This window comes from Gordonia sp. (in: high G+C Gram-positive bacteria), assembly GCF_012515855.1.
Taxonomy (GTDB): Bacteria; Actinomycetota; Actinomycetes; order Mycobacteriales; family Mycobacteriaceae; genus Gordonia.
In genome coordinates this window covers 1-22,608 of the sequence record NZ_JAAYXO010000187.1, presented here as the reverse complement: position 1 = coordinate 22,608, position 22,608 = coordinate 1, and the positions used below count along the sequence as shown (strand labels likewise).

At 67.4% G+C, this 22,608-nt stretch carries 18 protein-coding genes, 1 pseudogene and 1 riboswitch; of the genes and pseudogenes, 13 read left to right on the top strand and 6 right to left on the bottom strand.

What is annotated here, in order from left to right; translation table 11 throughout:
* Positions 1-321: 321 nt before the first annotated feature.
* Complete coding sequence (locus GX543_RS13350; RefSeq protein ID WP_290852514.1) at positions 322-1,791, top strand: HNH endonuclease signature motif containing protein; 1,470 nt, start codon at positions 322-324, stop codon at positions 1,789-1,791.
* A gap of 48 nt (positions 1,792-1,839) precedes the next feature.
* Here the strand turns inward: GX543_RS13350 and GX543_RS13345 are convergent, their stop codons facing one another.
* On the bottom strand, positions 1,840-2,970 hold the full coding sequence (locus GX543_RS13345) for a citrate/2-methylcitrate synthase (protein ID WP_290852513.1): 1,131 nt from the start codon (positions 2,968-2,970) through the stop codon (positions 1,840-1,842).
* Positions 2,971-3,023: 53 nt separating this feature from the next.
* Between GX543_RS13345 and GX543_RS13340 the strand changes: the two genes are divergently transcribed.
* Positions 3,024-4,085, top strand: coding sequence for a citrate synthase (locus tag GX543_RS13340; RefSeq protein ID WP_290852512.1), 1,062 nt, complete (start codon positions 3,024-3,026; stop codon positions 4,083-4,085).
* A 224-nt stretch (positions 4,086-4,309) separates the two neighbouring features.
* Complete coding sequence (locus tag GX543_RS13335) at positions 4,310-5,617, top strand: reverse transcriptase family protein (RefSeq protein ID WP_290852511.1); 1,308 nt, start codon at positions 4,310-4,312, stop codon at positions 5,615-5,617.
* Positions 5,618-5,672: 55 nt separating this feature from the next.
* Here GX543_RS13335 and GX543_RS13330 read toward each other — a convergent pair whose 3' ends face one another.
* Positions 5,673-6,137 carry a tRNA (cytidine(34)-2'-O)-methyltransferase gene (locus tag GX543_RS13330; RefSeq protein ID WP_290852509.1) on the bottom strand — a complete coding sequence of 155 codons (465 nt, stop codon included), beginning with the start codon at positions 6,135-6,137 and terminating at the stop codon, positions 5,673-5,675.
* Positions 6,138-6,472: 335 nt separating this feature from the next.
* On the opposite strand from GX543_RS13330, the gene GX543_RS13325 reads away from it, so the two are divergent.
* A complete protein-coding gene (locus tag GX543_RS13325) occupies positions 6,473-6,652 on the top strand; it encodes a hypothetical protein (protein ID WP_290852507.1) in 180 nt (59 codons plus the stop codon).
* A 59-nt stretch (positions 6,653-6,711) separates the two neighbouring features.
* On the opposite strand, the gene GX543_RS13320 is transcribed toward GX543_RS13325, so the two are convergent.
* Entirely contained in the window at positions 6,712-8,457 is a 1,746-nt protein-coding gene (locus GX543_RS13320; RefSeq protein ID WP_290852506.1) for a DUF3556 domain-containing protein, read from the bottom strand.
* 122 nt (positions 8,458-8,579) lie between these two features.
* On the opposite strand from GX543_RS13320, the gene GX543_RS13315 reads away from it, so the two are divergent.
* From GX543_RS13315 to GX543_RS13305, 3 genes are all read left to right on the top strand, one after another.
* Positions 8,580-9,446 carry a bifunctional methylenetetrahydrofolate dehydrogenase/methenyltetrahydrofolate cyclohydrolase gene (locus tag GX543_RS13315; protein ID WP_290852505.1) on the top strand — a complete coding sequence of 289 codons (867 nt, stop codon included), beginning with the start codon at positions 8,580-8,582 and terminating at the stop codon, positions 9,444-9,446.
* Entirely contained in the window at positions 9,446-9,802 is a 357-nt protein-coding gene (locus tag GX543_RS13310; RefSeq protein ID WP_290852504.1) for a DUF3017 domain-containing protein, read from the top strand. Before GX543_RS13315 ends, GX543_RS13310 begins: the two co-directional genes overlap by 1 nt.
* A 112-nt stretch (positions 9,803-9,914) precedes the next feature.
* Positions 9,915-10,295, top strand: a complete 381-nt coding sequence (locus GX543_RS13305) for a nuclear transport factor 2 family protein (RefSeq protein ID WP_290852503.1) — start codon at positions 9,915-9,917, stop codon at positions 10,293-10,295.
* Positions 10,296-10,308: 13 nt separating this feature from the next.
* Here GX543_RS13305 and GX543_RS13300 read toward each other — a convergent pair whose 3' ends face one another.
* Both GX543_RS13300 and GX543_RS13295 read right to left on the bottom strand, forming a co-directional pair.
* Positions 10,309-11,466 (bottom strand): homoserine O-acetyltransferase, encoded by a 1,158-nt coding sequence (locus GX543_RS13300; protein WP_290852502.1) that lies wholly within the window; start codon positions 11,464-11,466, stop codon positions 10,309-10,311.
* 33 nt (positions 11,467-11,499) lie between these two features.
* The gene (locus GX543_RS13295) at positions 11,500-12,810 is read right to left on the bottom strand and encodes a bifunctional o-acetylhomoserine/o-acetylserine sulfhydrylase (RefSeq protein ID WP_290852501.1); all 1,311 of its coding nucleotides are present in this window, start codon (positions 12,808-12,810) and stop codon (positions 11,500-11,502) included.
* A 63-nt stretch (positions 12,811-12,873) separates the two neighbouring features.
* Positions 12,874-12,987: riboswitch (SAM riboswitch) on the bottom strand.
* A gap of 296 nt (positions 12,988-13,283) precedes the next feature.
* Here GX543_RS13295 and GX543_RS13290 point away from each other — a divergent pair.
* On the top strand, positions 13,284-14,459 hold the full coding sequence (locus GX543_RS13290) for a PE-PPE domain-containing protein (protein WP_290852500.1): 1,176 nt from the start codon (positions 13,284-13,286) through the stop codon (positions 14,457-14,459).
* 345 nt (positions 14,460-14,804) lie between these two features.
* Here GX543_RS13290 and GX543_RS13285 read toward each other — a convergent pair whose 3' ends face one another.
* Positions 14,805-15,410 carry a TetR/AcrR family transcriptional regulator gene (locus GX543_RS13285; RefSeq protein WP_290852498.1) on the bottom strand — a complete coding sequence of 202 codons (606 nt, stop codon included), beginning with the start codon at positions 15,408-15,410 and terminating at the stop codon, positions 14,805-14,807.
* A 143-nt stretch (positions 15,411-15,553) separates the two neighbouring features.
* Here GX543_RS13285 and GX543_RS13280 point away from each other — a divergent pair, with 143 nt between their 5' ends.
* The 5 genes and pseudogenes from GX543_RS13280 to GX543_RS13260 all read left to right on the top strand — a co-directional run.
* Positions 15,554-16,957, top strand: a complete 1,404-nt coding sequence (locus GX543_RS13280) for an NAD(P)-binding domain-containing protein (protein ID WP_290852496.1) — start codon at positions 15,554-15,556, stop codon at positions 16,955-16,957.
* Positions 16,954-18,147, top strand: coding sequence for a serine hydrolase (locus tag GX543_RS13275; RefSeq protein ID WP_290852494.1), 1,194 nt, complete (start codon positions 16,954-16,956; stop codon positions 18,145-18,147). The genes GX543_RS13280 and GX543_RS13275 overlap by 4 nt, the downstream gene beginning before the upstream one ends.
* Entirely contained in the window at positions 18,147-19,187 is a 1,041-nt protein-coding gene (locus GX543_RS13270; RefSeq protein WP_290852492.1) for an NAD(P)-dependent alcohol dehydrogenase, read from the top strand. The genes GX543_RS13275 and GX543_RS13270 overlap by 1 nt, the downstream gene beginning before the upstream one ends.
* 61 nt (positions 19,188-19,248) lie before the next feature.
* Positions 19,249-20,913 carry a class I adenylate-forming enzyme family protein gene (locus GX543_RS13265; protein ID WP_290852490.1) on the top strand — a complete coding sequence of 555 codons (1,665 nt, stop codon included), beginning with the start codon at positions 19,249-19,251 and terminating at the stop codon, positions 20,911-20,913.
* A gap of 20 nt (positions 20,914-20,933) precedes the next feature.
* Positions 20,934-22,608, top strand: a pseudogene (locus tag GX543_RS13260) (amidohydrolase family protein); the annotation flags it as partial.

Here is a 22,608-nt window from a genome sequence, read left to right as displayed (position 1 = left end):
GATAAACCGTTGCGTGCTTCGCTCGCAGCGGCACTCGATCATCGTGAGGCGTGTGAGCGAAGCCGTGGGTGCCTTCCGCTGTTGGTCGAGTCGGCGAGTGAGCGTAGCGAACCCGCCCAAAATCGAGACCGGAGCGACGGCGCGAAGGGGGCGATCTCGATAAACCGTTGCGTGCTTCGCTCGCAGCGGCACTCGATCAGCATGGGGCGGCTCTGACCTGCACAAACAGCGCTCCACGAGAATTGTCAGACCCACACGATAGTGTGCACTCAAAGGTTCACAGCAACGCACACAATGCGAAGGATCCAGGGGGTGAGGACGATGACCGAAACCAACACCGTCCTGCCCGAGGATCCCACCGCGCTGGCAGCTCTGCTCGACGCCGTCGTGGTCAAGTTCGCCTCTCTGCCGTTGGCGGCGGCGACCGAGGACGTACTCCTGTCGGTGGCGGACTCCCTGGAGCGGTCGCGGCGTCGGTTCGACGGTGTCGATGCTGCGTTGATGGTGGAGATCTCCGACCGTGGTGCGTTCGGCAAGGCCGGGTACTTCTCGCTGCACGCGTTCCTGGCCGGGGAGTTGCGGCTGGGAGACGGAGAGGCGAAGCGGCGGCGGATCGCGATCGCCGCGCTCGGCCGGTTCTCGAACCTGCAGGGCCAAACCCTGGACCCGGCGCTCCCGGCGACCGCCGTCGCGGTCGCTGAGGGGGTGATCGGCGGTGATCATGTGCGGGAGATCGACGCGATCATGGACAAGATCCCGGCCGCGGTGGGCCCGGACGTCCGCACGGACGCCGAAGCACAGTTGGCGCTGGTCGCCCGGGACCTGACCCCGCAGGGCGTCCGCGCCGTCGGAAACCGCCTCCTGGCGCACTTGGATCCGGACGGCACGCTGACCGAGGATCGGGATCGGCAACGACGCCGGGGCCTGACCCTGATGCCGCAGGACCGCCAATTGATGAGCAAGGTTCGGGCCCAGCTGACCCCGGCGCTGCGGGCACAGATCGAGGTCGTCCTGCAGTCCTGGGCCGCACCCGGGATGAACAACCCCGACGACCCGCAGTCCCCGTCCGGGGCGGTCGAGGCCGCTGATCAGGCCGCGGTGGCCGCGGCCGCCGAGCGGGACGATCGGTGCCCGGCCCAGCGCAATCATGATGCGCTCGACGCGATGCTGGTGTTCGTCCGCACCCATGCCGGCAGTACCGGCAGCACCTCGCTCAAGTCTGAGCTGGTCGTGACGATCACCGACAAGGAGCTCGCCGCGCGGGCCGGGGTCGCCCTGGCGGCGACGGGAACGCGGTTGCCGGTGTCGGATCTGGTGCGGGTCGCTGCGGCCGCGACGCCGCATCTGGCGGTGTTCTCGCACGCCACCAACGAGGTGCTGTATTTAGGGCGCGGTCAGCGGTCGGCGTCGAAGGCGCAGCGGTTGGCGTTGTTCGCCCGCGACCGCGGCTGCACCGCCCCGGGCTGCGGGGTGCCGTTCGCCCGTACTGAGGCTCATCATTTTCCGGATTGGCAGGACGGTGGTCTGACCGATATCGATCACCTCGGTGCCGCGTGCGGGCGCCACAACCGCGCCGTCGGTGCCAAGTTGGGTGACTGGGAGACCATGATCCTGATCGACGGCCCGCACGCCGGGCGCGTGGCCTGGCGGCCGGTGACCGCCGATAAGGGGCGGGACTGGCGGGTCAACCACATTCACCACGCGGAACTGCTACCCGATCAGGGGCCGCATGCCCCACCCGACCCGAAGGGGTCGCGGGTCGAGGCCTACCTGGCCAAACTCGTCGCCTGACCGGCGGAACACCGCCGGTCGGGGGCACCCGCATGCCTGCGTGAGATGTCAGGCCTGCTGCGGCTCGGGTCCCACGTACCGGGCGACGGGCCGAAGGATCTTTCGCTCGGCCGCCTGCTCCAGGATGTTGGCCGTCCAGCCGACGATGCGAGCGACACCGAACGTCGGCGTGAACATCTCCGGCGGCAAGCCCACCTCGCTCATCAGCACCCCCGCGTAGAACTCGACGTTCGCGTACAGCTTGCGTCCAGGCTTCAGCTCGTTGATCGCCGACTCGATCTCTGCCTCGACAGCTGTCGCCTGGCGGACCAGAGGGGAGTCGTACCGCTGCGTCACGACTTCCTTGAGCAGTTCGGCGCGAGGATCGTGAGTGCGATAGACGGCGTGACCGAAGCCCATGATGACCTCGCCGCCTGCGACTTTGGACCGCACCCACTCCCGAGTGTTCGTCGGGTCCCCGATCTCGTCGAGGGCGGCGAGCGCTCGGCCCGGCGCTCCGCCGTGCAACGGTCCCAGGAAGGCGCCGAGTGCGCCGAGGATCGACGACGTCATGTCCGACCCCGACGACGCCACCACTCGACCGGCGAAGGTGGAGGCATTGAAGCCGTGGTCGATCGTGGTGATCAGATAGGTCTGCAACGCTTCAACCGCCGCAGCGTCAGTGCTGCCCGTCGACATCCGCAGGTAGTCGGCCGCGTGCGCCGCCGTCGGATCGGCGTCGATCACATCCAGTCCTCGAGACAGTCGATGGGCAGCCGCGACGATCGTCGGGGCGAGCGCGGTGTACCGCAACGCGGCGTCGGTCCGCTCCTCCTCCGAGAGATCGAAGAGCGGACGCTCCAAGATTCCGGCCGCCGCCAGCGCCACGCGGAGAGCCGCGAGCGGTTCGACCGCCGGAGTCACCACCCGCCGAAGCAAATCGACCGTCGGGCCGTCGAGCACGCGGAGTTCGCCGATGCGTTTCGCGAAGGCCGCCGACTCGGCGGCGTCGGGCAGTGCGCCGCGGTACATGAGGTGCCAGACGTCCTCGAAGCGTTCGGTCCGGGCGAGCTGCGTCGCGTCGTACTGCCGGTAGTGGTAGAAGCCCTCGGAGCCACGTACATCGCCGATCCGGGTGTCGGTGACGATCACGTTCTTGAGTCCGCGAGGGACGGTGATCAGGTCGTTTGTCGCGTTCATGCGCCGAGTCTGCGCCCATTGATCAACATCTGCAATGTTGATTGAATCAATCCGTGGAGCACTGGATCACCACGTCGGAGGCCGCAGCCCGGCTCGGCGTGAAGCGGGGAACGCTCTACTCGTACGTGAGCCGCGGAGTGCTCACTTCCAAGCGGATGCCAGGCCAGGCGGAATCGCTGTTCGACCGCACTCAGATCGATTCGCTCGCCGCAGCGAAGCGAGACGGCCGGCGATCCGGCGACCGACTGCTGAAGTTCCGCGCGGTGGCCACCGGGGTCTCGGCCATTCGCGACGACCGCCTCTATCTCCGCGGCCGCGACATCGAAGAACTCTGTGCGGACATGGATTTCGGTGAGGCCGCGGCGATGGTTCTCGATGCGAACCAGCCCAGCGAGACACCCGACATCGACGTCGATCTGGTGCGCAACATGCCTATCGAGCGCCGCATCCCGCTCACGGTGGCACTCGTCGCGGCCGCGGACCCGCTACGCGCCGACCTCTCCCAGACCGGGAGTCGCGTCCTTGGCCTGCTGCCGCGTTTGACCGCGGCTGTGCCCGAAATCGACTTCCGTCACCCGTGGACCGACCTGCTTGCCACCGTCCTGATCGATAACGGCCTCGCCGCCTGCACCACGGCCGCTCGTGTGGCGGCCTCAGCGCGGGCCGGAGTCTTCGACGCCCTGCTGGCCGGTTACGCGGCACTCGCGGGCCCCTTGCACGGCGGGGCTCCGACCGCCGCGCGGAACCTGTTGGACGCGGTGGTCGGCGGCATAGATGTGGATCGGGCACTGACCGATGCCGTGGTGGACGGCAGGGTTCCGGGATTCGGACACATCCTCTACGAGGTCGACCCGCGCGCGACGATCGTCCTGGCCGCCGTGCGGGCCGCGCGTCCCGATTCCGCGGCCTTGGCAGCAGCCGAGGCCGTCGCGGGTCGAGTTGGACGCGGAATGACCATTGACTTCGCCGGCGCCGTGGTGGCGCGTGAACTGGGACTTCCCTCGCGGTCGGGGGAGGTCGTCTTTCAGTACGGGAGGACTGTCGGCATGGCGGCGCACGCAGCCGAGGAGTACGCCGAGACACCCCTGCGGTGGCGGGGCAGTCGGACCGGGTAGGCCGGCGGCGGACAAGTCGCGTCACGTGCCGTGCCACTGTCGGGCACAATCGAAGCGGGAGGGCGGTGCGAGAGGGGTCTCTCGATCCGTCTCAGGGGCTACCCCTGGGTGCATTCACAGTTCGGCAGTGCGTCGCGCGCAGGCCGGCACACTCCGTGTGCGACACTGCGCGCCGAAGACGACAAGTCTGGGTCGCACCGCCCGCCCACACGGGAGGAGAGTCGATGAGTGACGACCGCACCTCGCCGGGCATCGGCGCCCGCCGTCGCTTCGATTCCGTACAGGTCGATCGCATCGTCATCGCGATCGACGAACTGCTTCGATCCGTCGAGGCGCCTCGTGTCGCCGACGTCTGGACGTCGCGCGAGATCGACGGCGCTCTGGTGGACGTTCTCGATCCCGTCGACGCCGATGATCTCACGCGAGCTCTGCTCGCAGCCTTTCCTGCGCCGCCTAGATCGGGCCCAGTCGCGGCGTTTGTTGCTGATCTGCCTGCCGCCCCGAGGGTCGTTGTCCCGGAACTGCGGGTCTCGGCACCCGTCTTCGAGGTCCGACAGGTCGAGGACATCGCGGCGCTGGCGGGCTGGCTCAACATGAGCCTCGAGGAACTCGAGTGGTTCACCGCTAGCGGCCGCCGCAGTCGTCGCCTCAAGCCCGCGCTCCGGCACTACCGGGTGAGTCGAATCCCCAAGCGCGACGGCGGATATCGCATCATCGAAGCGCCCAAGGAGCGGCTCGCCACCGCTCAGCGCAAGATTCTCGATCAGATCTTGACCGGACTTCCGCCGCATCCCGCCGCGCACGGCTTCGTCCGCGGCAGATCGATCACCAGCTTCGCCGCCAAGCACGCGCTGCACGACACGGTGGTCCGGGTCGACCTGCGTCGCTGTTTTGAGCACGTGACCTATCCGCGGGTACGCGCTGTGTTCGCGGCGATCGGGTACGCGCCCGCCGTCGCGGCCTACTTGGGGAGCCTGTGCACCACGACGATCGCCGTCGACGACGAAGCCCTCGTCGACCCGCATCACGCCGCCCTGCTGCGGGAGAGGCATCTGCCGCAAGGGTCACCGACCTCACCGGCGCTGCTGAACCTGGTGCTACGTCGCCTCGACTTCCGCGTGGCGGGGTACGCCGACAAACACCACATCACCTACACCCGCTACGGCGACGACCTCGCCTTCTCCGGCGATCAGATCGAGATCGGCCGCCTGCTCTGGTTCGTCGAGCGGGTAGCGGCGGCCGAGGGTTTCGTGGTGCACCGGCGCAAGACGCGCATCATGCACGACCACCAGCGCCAGCAACTCGCCGGCCTCGTGGTGAACCGGGGAGTGCGTGCCGGACGTGCCGAGTTCGACGCGCTGAAGGCGCTGCTGCACAACGCGATCCGCGACGGAGCCCACTCGCAAAACCGAGAACGGCACCCGGACTTCCGCGCCCACGTGTACGGGCGGATCGACTGGCTCTCGACCGGCTCGCCGCAGCGCCGGGAACGCCTGCGCACGATGGCCGCGCAGGTGGCGTGGGACCGCTGAGCCCGGTCATCGAATCGCCGGCAGAGCGCGACGGTCCAGGGAGTGTCGCGCGAGACTAGACAGCTCCCTCGAACCCGTGCTGACGCCAGGCCTCATACAGTGCCACCGAGGTCGCATTGGCCAGATTCATCGACCGTCGGCCTTCCAGCATCGGGATCCGCAACTGGTCGGTGACGTGGGAGTCGGTCAAGACCTCGTCGGGCAGGCCGGTCGGTTCGGGGCCGAACAGCAGGACATCATCGGGTTCGTACGCGACATCGGTGTGGAAGCGGGTGGCGTGCGCGGTGAACGCGAACACGCGAGTCGGTGCCAGCTTTTCCCATGCGGTCGCCAGATTCGGGTGCACCGTCACGTTGGCCATCTCGTGGTAGTCCAGACCCGCGCGACGCACCTGAGCGTCGGTCATGGTGAACCCGAGCGGCTCCACCAAGTGCAGCTCGCAGCCGGTGTTGGCCGCGATGCGGATCGCATTGCCGGTATTGGGCGGGATCTGGGGGGAGAAATACACGATACGGAACACGGGGCGATTCTATGCCCCGAGGTTCACCGGCGGCGGCCCGGTCGGGTCGACGGCGACGAGTGCGACGAACGAGCCCCACAGAATAATGCTTGACTCTCATCGAACGGTCGTGCGATCATGGTTTGTCCGCAACAAATCGCGTTGATCCTCTCACGATCCGCCCACACCGTTGCGAATCTCCTGAGGCCCTCTGGGTCTGGGCTTGCGCGCCGAAACGCGCAGCGAGCCACGAGAACCTCTTGCAGTACCCGTCCCCGGGCCGACACCGGTGCCCGAGACCCACGACATTCCGCAGCGACGCGAGTCGCTGCCCACACATGCCAGGAGGCATAACCATGCAGAACACGACTGTTCAGAACACCGCAACCATCCAGAACCCGACCATCCAGAACGAGGTCGACCGGCTGGATCCGAAGCAGACGGTCTGGTTCCAGATCGACGACGCCACCGGCTTCTACGTGACCGTCGAGGAGTTCCTCGCCGTCGCGCAGTCGCAGCTGGCGGCCGCTGCGTAAGCAGGTCGGCCGGCGACAGACCGGCCGACCTACACACCCCATCGATCAGGCGACTCCCTCTACGGGGTAGTCGCCTGATCGGTTTCTGCCTGCCAGTCGACGGTCACCGGGACGGTGTCGTCCCACGGCTGACGGTCGACGAGGTCGGACACCTTGACGAAGCCGCGTTCGAACTCGCCGATCGCCGGGTCGATGAGGCGGTACTGCTGTGTCTGATGCTGAATCGGCTGTGCGTCGAGAAGCACGATCCGGACCTCGCCAGGCTCGAACTGGCAGCGCCGCTGCAACGAGGCGATGAGTTGCTCGTTGGAGAGGTGCCCGTCGCCGAAGTTCCAGCCCATCGCGGTACTGCAGATGCGCTCACCGTCGGTCAGCATGTACTCCGCTTCGTCGTGGCCCGCCATCGCGCGGTGCGCGAGGGTGAACAGGGCACGACCGTGACTGTTGAACGCGCGGAACGCATATCCCATGTACAACGCCATCTGCGCGCCTTCGGCACTGCCGTAGAACCGCTGGAGCTGCGCGGCGGGCATCGACGCGATGGCGACCACGTTCTTCTCCAGCTTGGCCGACGCGGACGGCTTCATGCACCAGAGCGTGGTGTCCCAGTTGCCCGCGTAGTACCGCATCCCGGGCAGGAACGACACCTTGCGCGGCAGTAGATTGCCGGTGACGACTACTCCCGCGGACACGGCGAACAACACCAGGGGCCAGGGTGACTGGAGATCGCCGAGGCCGATGTCGGGGTGTCCGACGAACAACGTCAGCACGCCGAACATCATGAAGACGTTCCACTCCAGCGGGACGCCCATCGGAATCGCCGAGAGGATGCCGAAGTGGAAGCACAGCATGATGATCGCCGCGATGGCGCCGACCGTGCCGCCGTGCGAGAAGAACAGCACGATCGGGACCAGACCTTCGACCGCGGTGGAGAAGTGCGCGATCCACCGCGCCGGGCGACCCGGTCGAAGATCCTCGGGGAAGTCCGCGAAGAACTTCCGCTTGATCCGCGCTGACTTCAGGATCGGGTTGTTCGACATCATCGTCGCGATGACGAAGGGGAAGTGGCGGTTGAGCTTCGACGTCGCGGCGCCGAGCCAGATGCACAGGAAGATGAGTTTGGCGCCGAGGATCATGTCGGTGCCGACGAACAAGAAGGTCACGGTGAGAGCGCCGTAGACCTCGCCGCGGGCGGCCAGGAAGACAGTCTTGTCGCGGAGCCCCAGTACGACCAACAGTGCCAGAACCGTGACGATGGGCCAGACGGGCAGCCCGCCGACCGCCGATCCGACCGCCGGATCGGGCCCGGTCCCGCCGAGGAACAGGGCGACGGCAGTGACGACGAGCAAAGCCGCATACAGCAGCACGTCGAATGCCGAGCGAGTGTCTCCGCCGGTGAGCGGGATCCGCGACCACGGCGGTTGCCGGATGGTGCCCGGCCGCAGCCAGTACAGCATCGATCCCATCGGCGGGAAGTAGCGGTTGTTGAGCGGGCCGAAGCCGCAGCCGAGGCCGATCACCTCGAACAGCATCGTGTACAGCACGATCTTCTGGAAGACGATCGGCTCGGCATACCAGGAGGTGACGTCGAAGAAGCCGTCGATGCCGGGTGTCGAGATCACGATGGCCCAGCCGACGAAGATGTACGCGGCGACCTTCGCGACGTAGAAAAGATGCAGGGCCACCGGGGTGCCGAACCCCACTTCGGCCCAGTGCCGCGCCATCGGTTTGATCTTCTCGGCGCGAGAACCCTGACTCCAAGTCGGAAAATCGATGTCAGCAGTGTTCTGCTTCAAGAAGCCCATGATCTGGAACCTACAAGCCAAGCGCTTGGTTGGTTGGTGTTTCTCGTCGATCTGGCGCGGACTGGTCGCCCAGTCGCTGACGATGTGCGCGGCGGCGGGGTGGAGTGGAACAATGGCTTACCGTGACGGCGATTCGACTGGACGGCAAACTCACCCGCGACGAGATCTTCACCGATCTGAGCGCCCGCGTGGCGCGACTCAGGGAAGCGGGCATCACGCCCGGCCTGGGCACGGTGCTGGTAGGTGACGACCCCGGCTCGCAGTCGTACGTCAAAGGCAAGCACTCCGACTGCGCCAAGGTCGGTATCTCCTCGATCCGCAAGGATCTGCCCGCCGATGCGACCACCGAGCAGCTCAACGCCGCCATCGACGAACTCAACGCCGACCCGGCATGCACCGGATACATCGTGCAGTTGCCCCTCCCAAAGCACCTCGACGAGAACGCGGCGCTCGAGCGCATCGCGCCGGAGAAGGACGCCGACGGACTGCACCCGATCAACCTCGGTCGTCTGGTGCTCGGCAAGCAGTCCACTCTGCCCTGCACCCCGCGCGGCGTGATCCATCTGCTCCGTCGTTACGACATTCCGCTCGACGGCGCCCACGTGACCGTGGTCGGCCGCGGCGTCACCATCGGTCGGCCGATCGGCCTGCTGCTGACCCGTCGCAGCGAGAACTCGACGGTCACGCTGTGCCACACCGGTACCCGCGACCTCGCCGCCGAGGTGCAGCGTGCCGACATCGTCGTCGCCGCGGCGGGCGTGCCTCACTTGATCACCGCAGACATGGTGAAGCCGGGGGCCGCCGTCATCGACGTCGGCGTCAGCCGCACCGACGCGGGCCTCACCGGCGATGTGCACCCGGACGTCTGGGAGGTCGCGGGTGCGGTCTCGCCGAATCCTGGTGGCGTGGGCCCGCTCACGCGAGCCTTCCTCCTCGCGAACGTCGTCGAGCGCGCAGAACAGCAGTTGGCGAGCCGCGAGAACAACTGATGTCCAGCCGCCCGGGCGATGCCGCCGACCCGATCGACGACCTCGACGCCGAGCGCGTCGAGGCGGTCCGGCGCGCCCGGAGGCTGCACGACTTCGTCGTCAACATCCCGTACTACCTCGTGTTGTCGGTGATCGTCCTCGCAGCGGTCCTGGTCTTGATCGACCGCTGGCGTCGCGGCGCCTTCGTCCTCGGCTCGGCGCTGATCCTCGGTGCGCTGTTCCGGGCGTTCCTGCCCGCACATCGGGTCGGGTTGCTGCAGGTCCGCAGCCGGGTCTTCGACATCGCGGCGATGACGGCGATGGGCGGCACGATCCTCTGGCTCGCGACCTCGATCGACTCGCTCGGCACTGCCTGACCGGTTCACCAACGGATCAGCGACCTGCAGCGCAGAGCGCCGTGACGGTCGGACGCACCGGTTTTCGACCGGGTCGGCCACCGCGGCCGGTGAATGTGTCACGGTGAACGGCATGAGCGACCCGACATCGGACCCCCACGAGCTCTATCGTCGCTGGATCGATGAGCTGTGGAACGGTCCCGCCGACCGCGAGAAGCTGAAGGCCGTCGCCGAAGAGCTGGTGAGCGACGACTTCCTCGGACATTGGCCGAGCGCGGAAGTCGTCGGTCCCGGAAAACTCGCGGCATTGATCGACGCGTCGAAGTCGTCGTACCGGGATCTGGTCTTCGAGATCGAGGTTGGACCGTTTGCCGAAGACGGTTACGTTGCCGGGCGGTGGGCGGGGCAGGGGACGGCGCCGGACGGGCAGGTGGTCTATCTCTCCGGCAACGACATCTTGACGGTGCGGGACGGACGGTTCACCGAATACTGGGTGGCGTCGAGCGAGATGTGAGGCCGGGAAGCGCTCAGCGGGGGATGTTGGCCCGAGCGGTGTCGGCGGTTTTGACCAAGAGCTCGCGGACCGGCTCGAACTCGGTGAGGAAGCCGTCGTGCCCGGCGTCGGAGCGGATCACGTACAGTCCGTCGACGCAGCAGCCGAGCTCGCGGGCGAGCTCTTCCTGCTGGTAGAGCGGATACAGCCGGTCGGAGTCGATGCCGCCGACGATGGTCGGAACGGGGCAGGCGTTGAGCGCTGCGGTGACGCCGCCGCGGCCGCGACCGACGTCGTGACTGTTGAGCACCTCCGACAGGAACACGTAGCTGGCGGGGTCGAAGCGGCGCTTGAGCTTCTCGGCCTGATGCTCCAGGTAACTGGCGATCGCGTACCTGCCGTCGACCAGCGGTTGCTCATCGCCCTGCGGCAGGTTCTCGAAGCGCTCGTCGAGTTCGCGGTCGGAGCGGTACGAGAGATGCGCGATCCGGCGGGCGATGCCCATTCCGGTGCTCGGAGAGCGGCCGGTGCCGTGATAGTCGCCGCCCTGCCAATCGGGATCGGAGGTGATGGCGGCGATCTGCGTGGTCTGGGTGCCGATCTGGTCGGCGCTCGCCCGGGCACCGACAGCCAGCACCAGCGCGGTGCCGACCCGCTCGGGATAGGTGACGGCCCATTCGAGTGCGCGGGCACCGCCCATCGAACCACCCGCGACTGCCGCGAATCGAGTGATGCCGAGCGCTGCGAAGGCGTCGGCCTCGGCGTGCACCAGATCGCGAACCGTCAAACGGGGAAAGCGCGAACCCCACGGTCGGCCGTCGGGAGCGGGGGAGCCGGGACCGGTGGATCCGAAGCATCCACCGATCGCATTGGGCGCCAACACGCACCACTCGTCGGTGTCGATGGCCAGGCCGGGGCCGACGAGTCCGTCCCACCATCCGGCCATCGTGTACTGCTCGTCGATCGGGCCGGTGACGTGCGAGTTGCCGGTGAGTGCGTGCAACGCGAGGATCACGTTGTCGCGCGCGGCATTCGGGGTGCCCCACTTCTGGAAGGTGACGGTGACGTCGGCGAGCCCGGCACCCGATTCGAGTGCCAGGTCGCCGATGAAGACGCCGGTCTCCGTCCCGTCCGGGCTGGTGGCCCAGAGCGGGTCGCTCACCGTCGCGGTCGGGTCGATGCTCACCGACATCCGACCTTTCCCTTCCGTCGTGGAGACACGTGTCTAGTTGGTGCCGGCTGCTGCTGCGAAGCCTGCCTCGAGGTCGGCGATGATGTCGGCGATGCCCTCGATGCCGACGGCCAGGCGGACCAGGCCGGGGGTGACGCCGGCGGCGAGCTGCTCCTCGGCGGACAGCTGGCTGTGCGTGGTCGACGCCGGGTGGATCACCAGCGAGCGGACGTCGCCGATATTGGCGACGTGGCTGTGCAGGCTCAATCCGTCGACGAACGCCTTGCCGGCTGCGACGCCGCCCTCGATCTCGAACGAGACGATGGCTCCGGCGCCCTTCGGGAGCAACTGCTGTGCGCGGTCGTAGTACGGCGACGACGGCAGGCCTGCGTACGAGACCGTCGCGACCTGGTTGTTGGCCTCGAGGAATTCGGCGACCTTCTGGGCGTTGGCCACGTGGCGCTCCACGCGCAGGCTCAGGGTCTCGATGCCCTGGGCGAGCAGGAAGGCATTGAACGGCGAGATGGCCGAGCCGGTGTCGCGCAGCAACTGGACGCGCGCCTTGAGCGCGTAGGCCGGGGCGCCGAGGTCGGCGAAGACCACGCCGTTGTAGCTCGGGTCCGGAGTTGTGAAGCCGGGGAACAGGTCCTGGCCGTCGCGCTGCGCGCGCCAGTCGAACTTGCCGGAGTCGATGATGACGCCGCCGATGGCGGTGCCGTGCCCACCGATGTACTTGGTGGCCGAGTGCACCACGATGTCGGCGCCGTGCTCGATCGGGTTCAGCAGGTACGGGGTGGCGACGGTGTTGTCGACGATGAGCGGCAGGTTGTTGCTGTGTGCCACCTCGGCGAGTCCGGCGATGTCGAGGATCTGGTTGTGCGGGTTCGAGATCGTCTCACCGAACACCGCGCGGGTGTTGGGCTTGATGGCTGCGCGCCAGGACTCGAGGTCGTCAGGATCCTCGACGAACGACACCTCGATGCCGAACTTCGGCAGGGTGTACTGGAAGAGATTGAAGGTACCGCCGTAGATCCGCGGGCTCGCGACGACGTGTCCGCCGTTCTCGACGATGTTCTGGATGGCGTAGGTGGTCGCGGCCTGGCCCGAGGCGACCAGCAGCGCGGCGACGCCACCGCCGAGGGCGGCCAGACGCTGCTCGACGGCGTCCTGCGTCGGGTTCATGATGCGGGTGTAGATGTTGCCCGGCTCGGCCAGCGCGAAGAGGTTCGCGGCGTGGTCGGTGTCGTCGAAGACGAACGAGGTCGTCTGGTAGATGGGCAGTGCGCGAGCCTTCGCGGTACCGTCGACCACCTGGCCTGCGTGCACCTGAGTGGTCTCGAAGCTCCAATTTGCGGCATCAGACATGGAAGTCAATCGCTTTCTTCGGTCGGCGGACCCGGAGGTCCTCGTTGTTGGGTCCGACCATCGGACCCGCGCTTGCTGCGGCGACGCATGTCGCAGCCAGGTCATCACCCGGAGCACCCCACCGCGGTAGGAGGGTTGCCGGTCAGCAAGCCGGGGCTGTCACTGACACTCATGACCTGTTGCTGAGGATATATCAACCCGAATGGGCAGTCATAACGGCTTGACCGGCCGTGCTTCTAACTCTGTCATGTGTCGGTGATCTGTGTTACGGCCGGGGAGTCGTCGCGGTTGCGCAGAGGTGACCGATTGGTGGCGACAGGGTGCAGAAGGTTAAAGTTAGGTTACCCTTCGGTGAAACGGGCCTCCTGGTATTCCCTTGTGCGCCAGTCTGATTCAGCATTATCCCGGTGATGATCCCTCCCTCCTCCTTTGTGTCGCGGCGTGCTCGGAACCCGCGTCTGACTACTTTGACGATGGCCGCTTCGGTGCTCGCCACGGCATCTGTGGCGCTCGGCAGCCCCGATGCTGCGGCGGCGCCCGCTGACTCCTGCGGTGAGGGAGGTGCAGTCGTGGTCGCCGGGACCATGGCGCCCCGAAACGCCGACGGAGTACCGACGGGTGGTGTCACCGGAATCGGCAAGCGTTATGCCGACGACGGCTATCGCGTCACGTACGTCGACTATCCGACGCACCTGTGGCCGGTCGGGGTGATTCCCTATGACACCGACGTCGCCATCGGCAAGGCGGCGACCGAACGGGCCGTCAGTTCGTACCAGTCGCGCTGCCCCGGAAAGCCGGTGGTCGTCTCCGGTTACTCGCAGGGCGCGCGTATCGCAGGCGACGTCCTCTCCGACGTCGGGAACGGTCGGTCGCAGGGAATCGAAGCCGAGGGGGTGTCCGGCGAGCTCTACTCCGATCCGCGGCGAGACGGCCGCGATGGATCGAACGGCGTCGAGAACTCGCTGCTCACCTTCATGCCGGGAATGACGATGTCGGGTCCGCGCTCCGGTGGCTTCGGCGCTGTCCCGGTCACGCAGGTCTGTGCCGAGGGCGACGGCGTCTGTGACGTGCCGGATCCGCAGGCCGATCCACTCGGCGCCGCCGACTCGCTGCTCGGCTACTTCCTCAAGCACGGCTACTACCCGGGTCGGATGAACTCGGCCCCCGGAGCGGATCCGCGGTGGGGCGACATGACCTGTGAGCCGCAGACGGCACAGACGCAGGACTGCTTGGTTGCGCAGCGTCCGGCGGCGGTCATGGCGGCCGAGCAGGTTGCCCGCAACGATGCTGTGCGGACGGGTGGCGCTCCCGACCTGTCGCCGGTTGTCGCCGAGATCTATGCCAATCGAGGAGATCTCGGTCTCGAGCCCGCACGCAGCGCGGAGCCCGCTTCCGAGTGGGCCGCCCGGCCGATCACGCTCGATGCGACCATCGGCGTCGCCGGTATGGTTCAGCTCGACGCCACCCGACACTGGGGTGGTGCCGACGACCTGACGCTGGGCGTCACCGTCGGCATCGGACTGGACCCGACCGGCAACGGCGGTGATGTCCTGATTCCGCCGACCGAGTTGGCCTCAGTTCAGGCGACCGTCCCGATGATCGACGGCCGCCGCCTGCTCGACGCCGCGCTCCGCCTCCCGAAGACCTGACGGCGGCCGTCGAGCGCCGCTGCGTGAGCGTTCCCCCAAGTTGGTCGAGTGTCGTTGCGTGCGGAGCTTTCCCAAGTTGGTCGAGTGCCGTTGCGTGCGGAGCTTTCCTAAGCTGGTCGAGTGCTGTTGCGTGCGGAGCCCGCATCGGTGTATCGAGACCCCGCGCGGCACGCAGGTCTCGATACCGGGCGGGTTCGCGTTGCTCACTCGCCGACTCGACCGGCCTGGGGCGAGTCGGCGGTGTGCGGAGGCTGTGTTGGTGTGGAGACCTGTGTGTCGTGCGGGAGCATCGATACCGGCGGTTCGCTGTGCTGACTCGCCCACTCGACGCCTGAGATCGCTCGCTCAGGTGCTGGGCTTCATGAGTGCGGGGAACCAGACGTCGGTGAGGACTTCGACGACGAGCTCGTTGGAGCCCTCAATGGTGTCGAAGGTGATCCAGCGGACGAAGAATCGCTCGAGTTGGGTGACGAGCAGTTCGATGCGGAGGCGGGCTTCGTCGCGGTCTTCCTCCGGCCAGCGGGCGAGGTAGTGCGTCATGGAATCCGGCAGTGCCGCGATGCCTTTTCGTGCCACATCGCGGAACGTCGGCTCGAGGACTGTCGCCTCATCCCACGCTCGGAACATCGCGTAGTGCTCGCGGAACCAGTCGAACGCTCGCGTCAGCCATTCACTGAACTCGTCGCGCGAGCCGCTCTCCAGGACGCGGTCGAGGTCCTGATAGAAGGCGAGCGAGCTCGGCGCGGCATCGCCGTCGGCCAGTGCCAGTAGGGCTTCGAGCTTGGTGGGGAAGTGTAGATAGAAGGTGGCGCGGCTGCATCCGACAGCGCCCGCGATGTCGTCGATCGTGACCGCGGCGTACCCGCGCTCGGCGAACAGGGCGCTCGCCGCCTCGATCAGTTTGGCGCGCGTTGCCTTCTTCTGTTCTTCGCGAAGCGTCCCTCTGGCCACGGGGACAAGCGTGTCCCACTGCAGCGTTCTCGGCAAGTCCGACACGCATTTGGATTGATGTTGCGCCATTCACTTGACACAGTGTCAGCGAATGGGAAGTATGACTGACATCACTGTGAGTCAGAGAACATCAGGAGTGTCGAGTGACTGCATCCACATTGCCGAGGGTCTGCATCATCGGTGCCGGCCCGTCCGGAATCACCACCGCGAAGCGGCTGAAGGACTACGGCATCCCGTTCGACTGCTACGAGGCGTCCGACGAGGTCGGCGGTAACTGGTATTACAAGAACCCCAACGGGATGTCGGCCTGCTACCAGAGCCTGCACATCGACACCTCCAAGTGGCGCCTGGCGTTCGAGGACTACCCGGTGCCGACGGAGTGGCCCGACTTCCCGCATCACTCACAGCTGTTCGAGTACTTCAAGGACTACGTCGACCACTTCGATCTGCGCGATCACATCATCTTCAACACCATGGTGACTCACGCGGCGCGAGGTGAGGACGGTCTGTGGACGATTGAGACTTCGACCGGACAGACCCGCGAGTACGACGCGTTGATCGTCTGCAACGGCCACCACTGGGACCCGAGCCTGCCGGACTACCCGGGCACCTTCGACGGCGTTCTCATGCACAGCCACTCGTACAACGACCCGTTCGACCCCGTGGACATGCGCGGCAAGCGCGTCGTGGTGGTCGGCATGGGCAACTCCGGGCTCGACATCGCCTCCGAGCTCGCGCAGCGCTACCTCGCGGAGAAGCTGATCGTCTCGGCCCGGCGCGGAGTCTGGGTGCTGCCGAAGTATCTCGGCGGTGTGGCGGGCGACAAGCTGAAGACTCCCGCCTTCATGCCGCGCTGGCTCTCGTTGGCACTGAGCCGTCGGTTCCTGCGCAAGAATCTCGGAACGATGGAGGGATACGGGTTGCCCAAGCCCGACCACCAGCCGTTCGAGGCGCATCCGTCGGCGAGCGGCGAGTTCCTCGGCCGCGCCGGTGCCGGCGACATCGCCTTCAAACCGGCCATCACCAACCTCGAGGGCGGTCAGGTGCGGTTCGCGGACGGCAGCGTGGAGGACGTCGACGTGATCGTCTGCGCCACCGGTTACCGGATCAGCTTCCCGTTCTTCACAGACCCGGCGTTGCTCCCCGACGCCCAGAACCGCTTCCCGCTGTTCAAGCGGATGATGCAGCCGGGCGTCGACAACCTGTTCTTCATGGGTCTGGCGCAGCCGATGCCGACACTGGTCAACTTCGCCGAGCAGCAGAGCAAGCTGGTCGCCGCGTATCTGGCGGGCAAGTACCTGCCTCCGTCGTCGACCGAGATGGAGCGAATCCTGAAGTCCGACGAGGAGTACTTCCTGCGTCCCTACTACGACTCGCCGCGACACACCATCCAGTGCGAGTTCGATCCCTACGTCCGCAATCTCAAGAAGGAGATCGCCGCGGGCGCCAAGCGCGCTGCGGCCGCAGGCCACGCCTTGCCGGTCCCGGCTCGTGCTCAGGTGCCGACCGTGGACGTGCAGGAAAAGGAAGAGGTGCGTTCGGCATGACTGAAGTGCAAGCGACAGGTGCGGCAGAGGCGAGCACCGTCGTCCACGGCTTCTGCGCCGACGAGTTCGCTCCGGTGCGGGACGCCTTTGCGGCTGAGCTCGCCTCCGGCGCGGAGCTGGGCGGATCGATCTGCCTGACCGTCGACGGCGAGACGGTGGTCGACCTGTGGGGCGGGTACGCCGACATCGACCGGACTGTGGCGTGGCGCGACGACACCCTGGTGAACGTCTTCTCGATCACCAAGACCATGACCGCGCTGTGCGCGCTGCTGCTGGTGGATCGGGGGCTGCTCGACGTCGATCGCCCGGTGGCCGACTACTGGCCGGAGTTCGCGGCCAACGGCAAGGAGGGCGTGCTGGTACGCCACGTCCTCGGCCACACCTCCGGGGTCTCGGGCTGGGACCGACCCATCGAGCTGGCCGACATCTACGACCACGAGGCCGCTGCCGCGCGGCTCGCCACGCAGGCGCCGTGGTGGGAGCCGGGCACCGCGTCCGGTTACCACGCACTGAACTACGGACACCTGGTCGGCGAGCTGATCCGGCGGATCGACGGCCGCACTCTCGGCGTCTTCTTCGCCGAAGAGCTCGCCGGCCCGCTGGGCGCGGACTTCCACATCGGCACCGGGCCGCAAAACTTCGACCGCATCGCGCCGATCGTCCCGGCCCCGGCGCTGAACTTCGACATGGCGACCCTCGACCAGGACAGCATCCTGGTGAAGACCCTCACCTGCCCGATGCTCGACATGGAGCAGACCAGCTCTCCGGAGTGGCGGCAGGCCGAGATCGGCGCCGCCAACGGCCACGGCAACGCGCGGTCGATCGCCCGTGTCCAGTCGCTGGTGGCGTGCGGCGGCGTGCTCGACGGCAAGCGGCTGCTCGCGCCGTCGACCATCGACCTGATCTTCCGCGAGCAGGCAGACGGCGTCGATCTCGGGATCCTGACGCCTCTCAAGTTCGGCATCGGCTACGGACTTCCGCAGCCGACCACCGCGCCGCTGGTCCGCGACGGTCGCGTGTGCTGGTGGGCGGGTTTCGGTGGGTCGCTGGTCGTCAACGACCTCGATCGTCGAACGACCTTCGCCTATGCGATGAACCAGCTCGGCCCGGCACTGATCGGTTCGGAACGGAGCGATGCGTACCTGCGTGCGGCGAACGCCGTGCTCGACGAGAGGGCAGCTGCGAACTGATGCGCGCAGTACAACTCACCGACCCCGGGGTCATCGAGGTCCGCGAGGTCCCGGTGCCGACCATCGGGGCGCAGGATCTGCTCATCCGCGTCGGTGCGGCAGGGATCTGTCACTCCGACCTCACCCTGATCGACTTCCCGTACAAGATGCGCGAGGAACCGCTGACCATGGGGCACGAGATCGCGGGCACCATCGAGGCGATCGGCGACGACGTCGTCGGTCATCAGGTGGGTGACCGCGGCGTGGTGTACCTGTGCTGGTCGTGCGGCGTGTGCCGGGAGTGCGCGTCGGGCAATGAGAATGTGTGCGAGGCGGCCGGCCGCACCGCGATGCCGCCGTGCCCGGGCCTCGGCCCCGACGGTGGAATGGCTGACTTCGTTCGGGTGCCCGCGCGCTCGTTCGTGCCCATCGGCGACCTCGACTTCTGCCTGGCGGCGCCGATGGCGGACTGCGCGCTGTCGAGCTATCACGCGATCCGCGGGGCCCAGGAGCAGCTCCGACCCGGCTCCACCGCGGTCGTCATCGGCGTCGGCGGTCTCGGGCACGTGGCGATCCAATTGCTGCGCGCGACCACCGCGGCGCGGGTGATCGCCGTCGACATCGGTCCCGAGCAGTTGGCGCTGGCAGAGAGGTGCGGTGCGGAGATCATGCTCGAATCCGGGCCCGACACCGCCGCCGAGATCCTGCGTCTCACCGGCGAGCGCGGGGCCGACGCGGTCTTCGACTTCGTCGGCGTGGACGCCACTGCCACCTTGGCAGTGCAGTCGGTGGCGCCGAACGGGGCCTACCGGATGGTCGGGCTCGGCGGGGGTGCGCCGGAACTCACCGCCGGTCCCGCAGGCGGACCGGGCTGGCCGTGGGGCGCGTCGGTCCGTAAGTCGTACGGCGGCACGAAATCGGACCTCATCGATTCCGTCGCGCTCGCACGCAGCGGGCATCTCGATGTCGAGTACCAGCGCTTTGACCTCGCCGACGCTGCGACGGCGTTCGATCAATTGCGGGCCGGTGTGATCCGCGGTCGTGCCGTACTCGTACCGTGAGCCGAGTCACCTACTACCTTCGGGTGTTACTGCACCTTGCAATTATTCGAGAGGACTCAATATGACCGCTAGTACTGATCCGCAAGCCCTCGTCGCTTCCGTCGTCGCCAAGCTCACCGGCCCCGGGGGCCGCTTCGAGATGGGGCTCGAAGACGTCCTCGGCGTCACGATGCCCGTCATGATCAACCGCGACCGTTCGCTGGGAGCGGTCCTCGAGGCGTCGGTCGCGCTGGGCGACCGCGACTTCCTGGTCACCGAGTCGAGCCGGATGAGCTATGCCGAGCACGGTGATGCGGTTGCCGCACTGGCCGTCGCGCTTCGTGATCGGTACGGCGTGGCGAAGGGCGACCGCGTCGCCATCCTCGCCGCCAACACCCCGGAGTGGGTCGTCGCCTTCTGGGCGTGCCAGGTCCTCGGCGCCATCGCGGTCGGCTTCAATGCCTGGTGGGCCCCGCGGGAGGTGGAGTACGCCCTCGACCACACGACGCCGAAGGTGGTGATCGCGGACGCCAAGCGCGCGCAGATCCTCGATGCGCTCGCGGTTGACGGGCTCACCGTCCTGACCATGGAGAACGACCTCCCGCAGATCTTCGCGGACTTCGCCGGCGCGGAGCTGCCGCAGGCGGAGATCGACGAGGACGACCCCGCCGTCATCCTCTACACCAGCGGGACCAGCGGTCGGCCGAAGGGCGCCGTCCACTCGCACCGCAATGTGCTCGCGACCATCGACTACCACCGGTTCAGCGACGCCCTGGCCGCCGTGTTCGTCGGCGGCGATCCGAACTCCACCGCGCCCAGCGACCGGCGCTACCTGATGACCTCGCCGCTGTTCCACATCGCGAGCCTCCACAACCTGGCGATTCCGCGTCTGGCCACCGGTGGCGCCGTCATCATCTATCAGGGCTCGTTCGACGTCGACCGCATGCTGAAGCTGATGGAGGCCGAGCGGGTCACCAACTGGGCGGCCGTGCCGACCATGGCCACGCGTCTGCTCGCCGAGGGCGACATCTCGAAGTACGACCTGTCGGCGATGTCGGCCTTCGCGCTCGCATCGGCGCCATCGGGGCCGGCATTGCAGGCCAAGCTTCGCGAACTCATCCCGTTCGCCGAGCACTCGCTGGTGGACAGCTACGGCCAGACCGAGTGCAGCACCGCGATCTCCGTGGCCACCCCGCCCGACCTCGCGGCCTTCCCGGGAACCCTCGGGCGCCCGGTGATCGGCGTCCAGGCGGAGGTGCGCGACGAGTCGGGCAACGTGCTCGAAGAAGGCGTCGAGGGTGAGATCTGCGTGCGCAGCCCCTATGTGATGCTCGAGTACTGGCGGGCTCCCGAGGCCACCGCCGCAGCGATCACCAAGGATCGTTGGCTGCGGACCGGCGACTACGGGCTCATGGAAGACGGTCGCATCCGCCTGACCGGGCGGCGCTCGGACCTGATCCTGCGCGGCGGCGAGAACGTCTACCCGATGGAGGTCGAGCAGACCATCGACGAGCACCCGGGCGTCCTGGAATGCGCGGTCATCGGTGTCGACCACCCCGATCTCGGGCAGGAAGTCGCGGCTGTCGTGGTCGTCGACGACCCGGAGCAGACCACCCCCGCCGCTCTCGAAGGCTTCCTCGCCGACCGGCTCGCGTACTACAAGGTCCCCACCAAGTGGCGGTTCACCACCGATCCGCTGCCGCGCAACGCAACGGGTAAGACAGTCCGGAAAAACCTCTCGATCTAGCACGTAAAGGAACGACCCCGATGGCCTTCGACGCGATCGTCAAGAACGGAAGATGGTTCGACGGGACCGGCACACCGGCCGCCGTCCGCAACCTCGGCATCAAAGACGGGCGGGTGGCTGCGGTCTCGACCGAGCCGCTCGACGAGTCGGGCTGCGCCGAGGTGATCGACGCCGAAGGCAAGTGGGTGATTCCCGGGATGGTCGACATCCATACCCACTACGACGTGGAGGTCCTGGTGAGTCCGGGTCTCACGGAATCCGTGCGGCACGGCATCACCTCGGTGCTCGTCGGGTCGTGTTCGCTCTCGACCATTCACGCCAGCCCGTCCGACGCGGGCGATCTGTTCGGTCGTGTCGAGGCCATCCCGCGCAGGCATGTGGTCGAGACGCTCGACGAGAAGATGACGTGGACGTCGGCGCAGGAGTACGTCGCCGCGTTGGAGGCGTTGCCGCTCGGGCCGAATGTCGCGGCGTTCATCGGGCACTCCGACATCCGCGCGGCCGAACTCGGGCTCGACCGGGCCACCCGCAAGGACGTCACCCCGAGTCCGACCGAACTGGCGGCGATGGAGGCGAAACTGGAAGAGGCGCTCGACGCAGGCTGTCATCGCAGCAGCTCCTGTTCGACAAGCTCGACGGCGAGGTCTGCCGCTCCCGCACCCTGCCCTCGACGTACGCGAAGGGCAAGGAGCGTCGTCGGCTGAACAAGATCCTGCGTCGCCGCGGCCGTGCGCTGCAGGGCGGTCCCGACGTCGGCAGGCCGCAGAGCATGGTGGCGATGGCGTTCAGCAGCATCGGGTTCCGGAAGAATCCGCTCAAGGTGAGCCTGCTGTCGGCGGCCGACGTCAAGGCCATCCCGGCGGTCTCGCACGTCTTCCCGGCCATGGCGCGCGTGGTGAACGCCCTCGGCGGCGACTTCCGCTGGCAGCATCTGCCGGTGCCGTTCGAGGTGTACTCCGACGGGATCGATCTCCCGGTCTTCGAGGAGTTCGGGTCGGGTGCGGCGGCGCTCGACCTGGCGAACAAGCTCGACGCCCGCCGGGACCTGCTGGCCGACGAGGACTACCGTCGCCGGTTCCGCAAGGACTATGAGCAGAAGTACGGTCCGCGCGTGTGGCACCGCGACTTCTTCGACGCCGAGATCGTCGAATGCCCGGATCCGTCGGTGATCGGCAAGACCTTCGGTCAGGTCGGCGTGGAACGCGGCGGCGTGCACCCGGTCGACGCCTTCCTGGACCTGGTGGTGGAGTACGGCGGTGGGGTGCGCTGGCGCACCACCATCTCCAACCATCGGCCCGAGGTGTTGAAGAAGTTCGCCGCCGACCCCGGCATCCAGCTGGGCTTCTCGGACGCCGGCGCGCACCTGCGCAACATGGCCTTCTGCAACTTCGGGCTCCGACTGCTGCGCCGCGTTCGCGACGCCGAATTGGCGGGGGCGCCGTTCATGTCGGTGGAGCAGGCCGTCCATCGGATGACCGGCGAGCTCGCCGACTGGTACGGCATCGACGCCGGACACCTGCGGGTCGGCGATCGCGCCGACGTCGTGGTGCTGGATCCGGAACGGCTCGACGACTCGCTCGACGACTACGCGGAGTCGCCCGTCCCGGAGTACGACGGACTCTCGCGCATGGTGAACCGTAACGACGACACCGTCGCTGCCGTCCTGGTCGGCGGCAAGTGCGTGGTCCGCGACGG

What these genes read in the sequence shown, in the direction of transcription:
- GX543_RS13350 (WP_290852514.1), top strand. Translation starts at nt 322, where the DNA reads ATGACCGAAACCAACACCGTCCTGCCCGAGGATCCCACCGCGCTGGCA.
- GX543_RS13345 (WP_290852513.1), bottom strand. Translation starts at nt 2,970, where the DNA reads ATGAACGCGACAAACGACCTGATCACCGTCCCTCGCGGACTCAAGAAC.
- GX543_RS13335 (WP_290852511.1), top strand. Translation starts at nt 4,310, where the DNA reads ATGAGTGACGACCGCACCTCGCCGGGCATCGGCGCCCGCCGTCGCTTC.
- GX543_RS13325 (WP_290852507.1), top strand. Translation starts at nt 6,473, where the DNA reads ATGCAGAACACGACTGTTCAGAACACCGCAACCATCCAGAACCCGACC.
- GX543_RS13320 (WP_290852506.1), bottom strand. Translation starts at nt 8,457, where the DNA reads ATGGGCTTCTTGAAGCAGAACACTGCTGACATCGATTTTCCGACTTGG.
- GX543_RS13310 (WP_290852504.1), top strand. Translation starts at nt 9,446, where the DNA reads ATGTCCAGCCGCCCGGGCGATGCCGCCGACCCGATCGACGACCTCGAC.
- GX543_RS13305 (WP_290852503.1), top strand. Translation starts at nt 9,915, where the DNA reads ATGAGCGACCCGACATCGGACCCCCACGAGCTCTATCGTCGCTGGATC.
- GX543_RS13300 (WP_290852502.1), bottom strand. Translation starts at nt 11,466, where the DNA reads ATGTCGGTGAGCATCGACCCGACCGCGACGGTGAGCGACCCGCTCTGG.
- GX543_RS13295 (WP_290852501.1), bottom strand. Translation starts at nt 12,810, where the DNA reads ATGTCTGATGCCGCAAATTGGAGCTTCGAGACCACTCAGGTGCACGCA.
- GX543_RS13290 (WP_290852500.1), top strand. Translation starts at nt 13,284, where the DNA reads ATGGCCGCTTCGGTGCTCGCCACGGCATCTGTGGCGCTCGGCAGCCCC.
- GX543_RS13275 (WP_290852494.1), top strand. Translation starts at nt 16,954, where the DNA reads ATGACTGAAGTGCAAGCGACAGGTGCGGCAGAGGCGAGCACCGTCGTC.
- GX543_RS13270 (WP_290852492.1), top strand. Translation starts at nt 18,147, where the DNA reads ATGCGCGCAGTACAACTCACCGACCCCGGGGTCATCGAGGTCCGCGAG.
- GX543_RS13265 (WP_290852490.1), top strand. Translation starts at nt 19,249, where the DNA reads ATGACCGCTAGTACTGATCCGCAAGCCCTCGTCGCTTCCGTCGTCGCC.